Source organism: Aestuariivirga sp., from assembly GCF_044239095.1.
GTDB lineage: Bacteria > Pseudomonadota > Alphaproteobacteria > Rhizobiales > Aestuariivirgaceae > Aestuariivirga.
In genome coordinates, this window is sequence record NZ_JBIICB010000175.1 from 1 (window position 1) to 9,104 (window position 9,104).

General features: G+C 64.9%; 11 protein-coding genes. All 11 read left to right on the forward strand.

Going from position 1 to position 9,104, the window contains the following annotated elements:
* A partial coding sequence (locus tag ACILRA_RS15040; protein ID WP_395662899.1) for a S1 RNA-binding domain-containing protein occupies positions 1 to 311 on the forward strand: 311 nt, incomplete at its 5' end.
* 186 nt (positions 312 to 497) lie between these two features.
* Positions 498 to 1,430 carry a signal peptide peptidase SppA gene (sppA, locus tag ACILRA_RS15045; RefSeq protein ID WP_395662900.1) on the forward strand — a complete coding sequence of 311 codons (933 nt, stop codon included), beginning with the start codon at positions 498 to 500 and terminating at the stop codon, positions 1,428 to 1,430.
* A gap of 13 nt (positions 1,431 to 1,443) precedes the next feature.
* The gene (locus ACILRA_RS15050) at positions 1,444 to 1,728 is read left to right on the forward strand and encodes an integration host factor subunit beta (RefSeq protein WP_395662901.1); all 285 of its coding nucleotides are present in this window, start codon (positions 1,444 to 1,446) and stop codon (positions 1,726 to 1,728) included.
* A gap of 35 nt (positions 1,729 to 1,763) precedes the next feature.
* Positions 1,764 to 2,099, forward strand: a complete 336-nt coding sequence (locus ACILRA_RS15055) for a DUF1049 domain-containing protein (RefSeq protein ID WP_395662902.1) — start codon at positions 1,764 to 1,766, stop codon at positions 2,097 to 2,099.
* Positions 2,100 to 2,105: 6 nt separating this feature from the next.
* Positions 2,106 to 3,029, forward strand: coding sequence for an ornithine cyclodeaminase family protein (locus ACILRA_RS15060; RefSeq protein ID WP_395662903.1), 924 nt, complete (start codon positions 2,106 to 2,108; stop codon positions 3,027 to 3,029).
* Positions 3,030 to 3,194: 165 nt separating this feature from the next.
* Complete coding sequence (gene pyrF, locus ACILRA_RS15065) at positions 3,195 to 3,896, forward strand: orotidine-5'-phosphate decarboxylase (protein ID WP_395662904.1); 702 nt, start codon at positions 3,195 to 3,197, stop codon at positions 3,894 to 3,896.
* A complete protein-coding gene (locus ACILRA_RS15070) occupies positions 3,886 to 4,533 on the forward strand; it encodes a phosphoribosylanthranilate isomerase (protein WP_395662905.1) in 648 nt (215 codons plus the stop codon). Before pyrF ends, ACILRA_RS15070 begins: the two co-directional genes overlap by 11 nt.
* A gap of 37 nt (positions 4,534 to 4,570) precedes the next feature.
* Positions 4,571 to 5,791, forward strand: a complete 1,221-nt coding sequence (trpB, locus tag ACILRA_RS15075; protein ID WP_395662906.1) for a tryptophan synthase subunit beta — start codon at positions 4,571 to 4,573, stop codon at positions 5,789 to 5,791.
* Complete coding sequence (gene trpA, locus ACILRA_RS15080) at positions 5,788 to 6,606, forward strand: tryptophan synthase subunit alpha (RefSeq protein ID WP_395662907.1); 819 nt, start codon at positions 5,788 to 5,790, stop codon at positions 6,604 to 6,606. Before trpB ends, trpA begins: the two co-directional genes overlap by 4 nt.
* An 8-nt stretch (positions 6,607 to 6,614) precedes the next feature.
* Complete coding sequence (gene accD / locus ACILRA_RS15085) at positions 6,615 to 7,514, forward strand: acetyl-CoA carboxylase, carboxyltransferase subunit beta (RefSeq protein WP_395662908.1); 900 nt, start codon at positions 6,615 to 6,617, stop codon at positions 7,512 to 7,514.
* A gap of 4 nt (positions 7,515 to 7,518) precedes the next feature.
* A complete protein-coding gene (locus ACILRA_RS15090) occupies positions 7,519 to 8,847 on the forward strand; it encodes a bifunctional folylpolyglutamate synthase/dihydrofolate synthase (protein WP_395662909.1) in 1,329 nt (442 codons plus the stop codon).
* The last annotated feature ends 257 nt before the right edge of the window (positions 8,848 to 9,104 follow it).

Consider the following 9,104-nt stretch of genomic DNA (forward strand, 5'->3'; position numbering starts at 1 on the left):
AAGTGATCAAGGTCGAAGACAACGGCCTCGAAGTGCAGGTTGCCGGCACCGACATGTCGGCCTACGTCAAGCGCGCCGACCTCGCGCGTGACCGCGCCGAGCAGCGCCCGGAGCGCTTCGCGGTGGGCGAGAAGTTCGACGCCAAGATCACGGTGTTCGACCAGAAGGCCCGCAAGATGAACGTCTCCATCAAGGCCCTCGAAATCGCCGAAGAGAAGGAAGCCGTCGCACAGTACGGTTCCTCCGACTCGGGCGCCTCGCTGGGCGACATCCTGGGTGCTGCCCTCAAGAAGCAGAAGACCGAAGAATAAATCCGGCGGCATCGCTGGTGAGAATGGCCGGGCACGCCCCGGCCATTTTCTTTTTTGCAGTGAGGTCTTCGCCGCGTCCCCACGCATGTGTGCGGGAGGCGGAAATCTCGAAACCGATTGCGCTGTTTCCCTCCAGCGTCATGACGCCCTATATAGGTCCTATACATCCTGCCTGGAGCCCGCTGCATGATCTCCGAAGCCGAACTCATCGTCGATCGCCGCCGCCTCAGGCGCAAGCTCACGCTGTGGCGCATTCTCGCCGTGGTGCTGGCGATTGCTGCCATCGCCGCGCTGGTGTGGGAGGCAGGCGGGCGCAAACGCGCTGACCATGTGGCGCGGATCTCCATCAGCGGCCTCATCACCGGCGATCAGAAGACGCTGGACCTCCTGAAGGAAGTGCGTGAGGCGAACCAGGTCAAGGGCGTGCTGCTGCGCATCGACAGCCCTGGCGGAACCACGGCGGGCTCCGAGGCGGTCTATGAGCAAGTACTGGCCATGGCGTCCAAGAAGCCCGTCGTGGCGGTGATGGACACGGTGGCAGCCTCCGGCGGCTACATCACGGCGCTGGCGGCGGACCGCATCGTGGCGCGCGGCAATACGATCACCGGCTCGATCGGCGTCATCTTCAGCTTTCCCGAGGTTTCGCGCCTGCTGGACATGGTGGGGGTCCGCATGGAGGAGTTGAAATCGGGTGACATGAAGGCCGAACCCTCGCCCTACCGGCCTGTCTCCGAGAAGGCCCGGGCCGTCTCGATGGAGATGGTGGATGACGGGTTCCAGTGGTTCATGGGGCTGGTGGCCGAACGCCGCGGCCTGCCGATGGAACGCGTGCGTGAACTCTCTGACGGGCGCGTCTACACGGGCCGCCAGGCCGTCAAGGTCAAGCTCATCGACGAGATCGGCGGGGAGGCGGAGGCGCGCTCCTGGCTGCTGGCGGAGAAGAGTGTGCCCGCCGCGCTGCCGGTCGAGGATTGGGAGCCGAGGCGGGATCCCGGCGCCACGGGCCTTGGATTTGCTTCCGGTTGGGCGCTTCGGGCGCTGGGGCTGGAGGGCTTCCAGGAAACCGCCGAAAGGGCCCAGCTTGACGGGCTGCTCGTGCTTTGGCACCCTGCTCAGTAATCAGGGAAGCGTCATGATCAAATCCGAACTCGTCCAGAAGATCGCCGAGAAGAACCCGCACCTCTATCACCGTGACATCGAGCGCATCGTGAACACCGTGCTCGACCAGATCATCGATGCGCTGAAGGACGGTGACCGGGTGGAACTCCGGGGCTTCGGCGCCTTCTCCGCCAAGGCCCGCAACGCCCGCATGGGCCGCAACCCGCGCACCGGCGAGGCCGTCGAGGTGGTGGCCAAGCGCGTGCCCTTCTTCAAGACCGGCAAGGAACTGCGCGAGCGGCTGAACGAGAAGGCCTGATTGCGCAGTCTTCCCGGACGGCGTAGAAAGGCCGCATGACGCTCAAATCCATCTTCAACTGGATCGTGGGCCTGCCCATCGCAGTCGTGGGCATTGGCTTTGCCGTGGCGAACCGGCAGTGGGTCACCGTCTCCTTCGATCCGATCAACCGGGTCCATCCCTTCGCCACCATGGACATGCCGCTGTGGGCGCTGGTCTTCTGCGGCGTGTTGATCGGCATTTTCGCGGGCTGGTATGTGGCCTGGCGCGGCAATGCCAAATATCGCCGCGCCACGCGTGAGGCCAAGATCGAACTCATCCGCACCCAGCAGATGCATGAGCGCGAGAAGCGCGACCTGCAGTCGACCGTGGTTGCAAACCGCCAGGAATAATCAGCCGTGAAGATTTTGAACGCCGACGACGTGGCCCGCCTTGGCCCCTATCGCGACATCGTGGAGGCGCTGCGCGAAGGCTTCCGCGCCGAGATCGAAACGCCGGTACGCCACCATCATGACATGTCTGCTGTCTCGACCCTGCTGCTCATGCCGGCCTGGTCGAAGGACTGGGCGGGACTGAAGACGGTGGTGTTCAAGTCCGACAACGCCGCGCAAGGGTTGCCGACGATCCAGGCCAGTTACCTGCTGATCGAGCAGAAGACGGGCGCCACCGTCGCCATGATGGATGGCGGCGAGATCACCCGCAGGCGCACCGCCGCGGCCTCCGCACTCGCCGCCGATTACCTTGCCCGCGCGGATGCATCGACACTGACGCTGGTGGGTGCTGGCGCCCTGGGCCCGCATTTCGTCAGGGCCCATGCCGCCGTGCGGCCGATCAAGCGCGTTTTCATCCACAGCCGCACGCTGGCCAAGGCGGAGGAACTCACCGCCCAGCTGGCGCATGAGGGCTTCGAGGCGCATTCCGTGGCAGACCTCGAGCATGCCGTGCGCCAGTCCGACATCGTGAGCTGCGTCACGACCGCCACCGCGCCGGTGGTGAAGGGGGCCTGGCTGAGGCCCGGCACGCATGTGGATTTGGCCGGCGCCTTCAAGCCCACGATGCGCGAGACCGACGCCGAGGTCGTGGCGCGTGCCTGCGTCTATGTCGACACGCGTGAGGGGGCCTTGGCTGAGGCAGGTGACCTGCTGCAGGCGCGCGACGAGGGCAAGTTCGATTTCGCCCAGATCAAGGGCGATCTCTTCGAGCTCTGCCGCGGCAAGGCCAAGGGCCGCAGCAGCGCGGAGGAGATCACGCTGTTCAAGTCCGCAGGCACCGCCATCGAGGACCTTGCCACGGCCATCATGCTGTATCAAAAGGCCCGCTGATTTCGGTGAAACGGGCTTTCCCTCCCCCTTGTGGGGAGGGATCAAGGGTGGGGGTACCGCGAGTCCGGTACTTGAAACTGAGCCTGTGGACCGACCCCCACCCCTGCCCCTCCCCACAGGGGGGAGGGGGGTAAAATGGATGGATTTATCGTTTAGGAACCGGACATGCCCGCCAACCCGATCTGCGTCGCCATCGACACGCCGGACCTCGACAAGGCCGTGGCGCTGGCGCGTGCGCTGAAGCCGCATGTGGGCTGGGCCAAGGTCGGCATGGAATTCTTCTACGCCCATGGCCTTGCCGGATATGCGCGCGTGGCGGAGACGGGCCTTCCCATCTTCCTCGACCTGAAGCTCCATGACATTCCCAACACGGTGGCCTCCGCCATGAAGGCGCTGATGCGGATCGCACCCCGGCCGGCCATCGTGAACCTCCATGCCACCGGCGGCTTCGACATGATGAAGGCGGCGGCGGATGCGGTCGCCGGCCAGTCCAAGCTGATCGCGGTGACGATCCTCACCAGCCTGTCGGATGACGACATCTGGGCGGCAGGTTTCGAGACGGCGAAGAACACCGAGGCCCATGCCCGCTCGCTTGCCGAACTCTCGAAGCGCGCCGGGCTGGATGGCGTGGTGTGCAGCCCGCATGACCTGACCGGCATCCGGCATGACCTGGGGCCGGACTTCCTTACCGTCGTCCCCGGCATCAGGCCCGCCGATACGGCAACCCAGGATCAGAAGCGGGTGGCAACGCCCGAGGCCGCCCTGGCCGCAGGGGCGGACATATTGGTGATCGGCCGTGCCATCACCGGGGCGGCGGACCCGGCCCGCGCGGCACAGGACATTCTGGCGGGCCTCCATGCCGGCTGAGGTCAAGATTTGCGGCCTCTCGACGCCTGAGACGCTCGATGCCGCCCTTGACGCTGGGGCAGAGCTCGTGGGGCTGGTGTTCTACCCCCGCAGCCCGCGCAACGTGTCGCTGGCGGAGGCGGCCGCCCTTGCGGCGCGCGCGCGCGGCCGCGCGAAGATCGTGACGCTGGTGGTCGATGCGGATGATGCGCTGCTGGCCGAGATCGCTGCCCAGGTCGATCCGGACCTGATCCAGGCCCATGGGTCGGAAAGCCCGGCCCGCGTCGCCGAAATCACCCGGCTGACGGGAAAACCGGTGATCAAGGCCATTCGCGTCAGGGACTGGTCGGACATCGCGTCCGCGGCGGATTACTCCGGCGTGGCGAGCTTCATCCTTTATGATGCCAAGGCCCCGGAAACGCTGGGGAATGCCCTGCCGGGCGGCAACGGCCATGCCTTCGACTGGGGCCTCCTGGATGGCAGCCCGCGCCCGGCCTTCATTCTGGCCGGGGGGCTCAACCCCGAAAATGTCGCAGCCGCCATCCGGCTCACCGGCGCGCCCGTAGTAGACGTGTCATCGGGGGTGGAATCCAGCCCCGGCGTCAAGGACATAGGCCTCATCCGGAAATTCATTGAGGCGGCGAAGGCCGCCCGCTAGAACCGGGCCAGCATTCGAGAAAAGGCGGCAAAGCCACATGAACGTCACACCTCCCAATTCCTTCCGCACGGGTCCGGACGAGAACGGCCTGTTCGGCATCTATGGCGGCCGTTTCGTGGCCGAAACGCTGATGCCGCTGATCCTCGAGCTGGAACAGGCCTACAAGGACGCGAAGGCCGACCCCTCCTTCCAGACGGAGCTCGACTCCTTCCTCGAGCATTACGTGGGCCGCCCCAGCCCGCTCTATTTCGCCGAGCGCATGACGGAGCACCTCGGCGGCGCGAAAATCTATTTCAAGCGCGATGAGCTGAACCACACCGGCGCCCACAAGATCAACAACGTCATGGGCCAGATCCTGCTCGCCCGCCGCATGGGCAAGAAGCGCATCATCGCGGAAACCGGTGCGGGCCAGCATGGTGTGGCCACCGCCACCGCCTGCGCCCGCTTCGGGCTCGAATGCATCGTCTACATGGGCGAGGTCGACATCGAGCGGCAGAAGCCCAACGTGTTCCGCATGATGCTGCTGGGCGCCAAGGTCGTTCCCGCCAAGTCGGGCTCGCGCACCTTGAAGGACGCGCTGAACGAGGCGCTGCGCGACTGGGTGGCCAATGTGGAAGATACCTTCTACTGCATCGGCACGGTGGCAGGTCCGCACCCCTATCCCGAAATGGTGCGCGACTTCCAGTCGGTCATCGGCCGCGAGACGAAGGAGCAGATGCTGAAGCGCGAAGGCCGGCTTCCGGACTCGCTGGTGGCGGCCATCGGCGGCGGCTCCAATGCCATGGGCCTGTTCCACCCCTTCCTTGACGACAAGAGCGTGGAGATCATCGGTGTGGAGGCCGCGGGCCACGGGCTTGAGACCAAGACCGGCCATGCCGCCTCGATCACTGGCGGCAAGCCCGGCGTGCTGCACGGCAACCGCACCTATCTGCTGATGGATGACGACGGCCAGATCATCGAGGGCCATTCGATTTCGGCTGGCCTCGACTATCCCGGCATCGGGCCGGAACATTCATGGCTGCATGACATGAAGCGCGTGGAATATGTCTCCGCCACCGACAAGGAGGCGCTCGAGGCCTTCCAGCTCTGCTGCAAGCTTGAAGGCATCATTCCGGCCCTCGAGCCCAGCCATGCGCTGGCGCATGTGATGAAGATCGCGCCCTCGAGGCCGAAGGACCATCTGATGGTGATGAATCTCTGCGGCCGCGGCGACAAGGACATCTTCACGGTGGCCGAGGTTCTGGGAGTGAAGCTGTGACGACCCGCATTGACCGCCGCTTCGCCGCCCTGAAACAGGAGGGCCGTGCTGCCCTCGTGACTTTCGTCACCGCGGGCGATCCTGATTACGATACCTCGCTCGAGATCATCCGCGGCCTGCCGAAGGCTGGCGCCGACGTGATCGAGGTCGGCATGCCCTTCACCGATCCGATGGCCGATGGCCCGGCGATCCAGGCCGCGGGGCTTCGCGCGCTGCACGCCGGCCAGACGATGAAGAAGACGCTGCAGCTCGTCACCGATTTCCGCAAGGCCGACCAGGACACGCCCATTGTGCTCATGGGCTATTACAACCCGATCTATGTCTATGGCGTGGAGAAGTTCCTGAAGGACTCCAAGGCCGCCGGTGCTGATGGCTTCATCATCGTCGACCTGCCGCCGGAAGAGGACCAGGAATTCTGCATCCCCGCCCTCGATGCGGGCATGAACTTCATCCGCCTCGCCACGCCGACGACGGATGACAACCGCGCGCCGAAAGTGTTCCGCAACACGTCTGGCTTTGTCTACTACGTCTCGGTGCTCGGCATCACCGGCACCAAGGCGCCGGACCTCAAGAATGTGCAGGCCAACGTCAATCGCCTGCGCAAGCACACGGGGCTTCCCATCTGCGTGGGCTTCGGCGTCAAGACGGCGGAGCAGGCCCGCCAGATCGCCAAGGATGCCGATGGCGTTGTCGTCGGTTCCGCCCTGGTGAGCGCGGTGGAGAAGAGCCTCACAAATGCCGGAAAGGCGACCCCAGATACGGCCAAGGCCGTGCACACGCTCGTGGCCGAGATCGCGCAAGGCGTGAGGAGCTAGGCCGCACCATGAACTGGATCAAGAACTTCGTCCGCCCGAAAATCCGCTCCATCCTCGGCACCGACAAGCGCGAGGTGCCGGAGAACATGTGGGTGAAGGACCCTGAGTCCGGGCAGATGGTGTTCTACAAGGACCTCGAGGCCAATCAGCATGTGATGCCGCAATCAGGCTATCACATGCGCATGCCGCCGGACGTGCGTCTCAGGTCCATGTTCGATGATGGCGCCTATGAGAAGATCGCCATGCCGCAGGTGCCGGCCGATCCCCTCAAGTTCCGCGACGAGCGCAAATATGCCGACCGCATCAGGGAAGCCCGCACCAAAAACGGCGTGGATGATTGCATCCAGGCCGGTGTTGGCGATCTCGACGGCTTCCCCGTGACGATCGCGGTGCAGGATTTCGCCTTCATGGGCGGGTCGCTGGGCATGGCGGCGGGCGAGGCCATTGTCACCGCCATGCGCAAGGCCGCCGAGCAGAAGACGCCCTTCATCTTCTTCATCTCGTCGGGTGGAGCGCGCATGCAGGAGGGCGTCCTCTCCCTCATGCAGATGCCGCGCACCACGGTCGCCGTACAGGAACTGCGCGCCGCGAAGCTGCCCTACATTGTGGTGCTCACGCATCCCACCACCGGCGGCGTCACCGCCTCCTATGCCATGCTGGGCGATGTGCATGTGGCAGAGCCCGGGGCCTTGATCGGCTTTGCCGGACAGCGCGTGATCGAGCAGACCATCCGCGAGAAGCTGCCGGAAGGGTTCCAGCGCGCCGAATACCTTGAAGAGCACGGCATGGTCGATATCGTCGTGCACCGCCACCAGATGCGCGACACGCTTTCCCGCATGGTGCGCATGCTGATGAAAGCCCCCTCACGCGAGGTGCCTTCGACCGCGCTCGTTCCCGTCCAGGGCTGATCACGTGGCTCTGAGTGATGCCATCCTGACGCGGCTGTTGTCGCTGCATCCGAAGATCATCGATCTGAGCCTCGGGCGCATGCAGGACATCCTGCAGAAGCTCGGGCATCCGGAACGCAAGCTGCCGCCCGTCATCCATGTCGCCGGCACCAATGGCAAGGGCTCCACCGTGGCCTATCTCCGCCATATCATGGAGGCGGCCGGCCTCAAGGTGCACGCCTATACCTCTCCCCATCTGGTGAAATTCCATGAGCGCATCCGCGTGGCGGGCGAGCTCATTTCAGAGGCTGACCTTTCGGCGCTGCTGGAAGAGTGCGAGCAGGCCAATGGCGGGGAGCCCATCACCTTCTTCGAGATCACCACCGCTGCCGCCTTCCTCGCCTTCAGCCGGACTCCCGCCGATTATCTCATTCTCGAGGTGGGCCTCGGCGGCAGGCTTGACGCAACGAACGTCATCGACAGGCCGGAACTCTGCGTCATCACCACCATCGATTATGATCACCAGCAGTATCTGGGCGATACGCTCACCCTCATCGCGGGGGAGAAGGCGGGCATATTGAAGCGCGGGCGTCCCGCCATCATCGGGGCGCAGCCCGACGAGGCGCGCGACGCGATCGCGCGGGTGGGCGAGCGCGTGCGCGCGGAACTCCACATCGCCGGCCAGGACTGGCAGGCCTATGAGCAGCACGGCCGCCTCGTGTTCCAGGATGAGGCCGGCCTTCTCGACCTGCCCATGCCGCAACTCAAGGGCCGCCACCAGATCGACAATGCGGGCAACGCCATCGCGGCGGTGCGGCGCCTGAACGATCCGCGGATCGGCGATGTTCACATCGCCGAGGGCGTCAAATCCACCTCCTGGCCCGCGCGCATGCAGCGGCTGGGGCAGGGCGCGCTGACAGCAATGGTGCCCGCGGAGGCCGAACTCTGGCTGGACGGCGGGCACAATCCTTCAGCAGGCCGCGTGCTGGCCCAGGCCTTCTCGGAATTGAACGACAGGCATTCGCGCCCCTTGGTGCTCGTGTGGGGCATGCTCAACACCAAGGATGTGGGAAGCTTCATCGGCTGCTTCGCCGGGATCGCCAGCCGGGTGGTGACGATCACCATTCCGGAGGAAGAGAATGCCGTGCCCGCGGAACGGCTCGCCGAAGCAGCGCGCGCCCATGGGCTGCCTGCAGAGACGGCGCAGGACCTCGAGGCCGCACTTCGGCAGGCATCCCTTTCCGTGCCCGCGCCCCGCATCCTGATCTGTGGCTCGCTCTATCTTGCAGGGCGCGTGCTGGCAACGCATGCAACAGAAGAGATGACGAAAGTCTCAGGCGCTGGACGCCGCTGACTCCGGCCAGAATACATCTCTGGCGTGAAACATTACAAAGTAGACAGTAAACGATTATACGTAAGCGCAACGCCGACCCCATTCTAGCGCGGCCGTGCTCGGCATGAGAGAAGCGGATCCAATTTTGGATTGGGTTTCTGATCATGGCATTGGACGGCAAAATGGACGCCCAATTGGACTTCTCATCGACTGGGCGGGTGTCGCGTCTCGAGGTTCTGGATGGGCCGACCGGACGCAAGCAGCGGAGCGAGACGGAA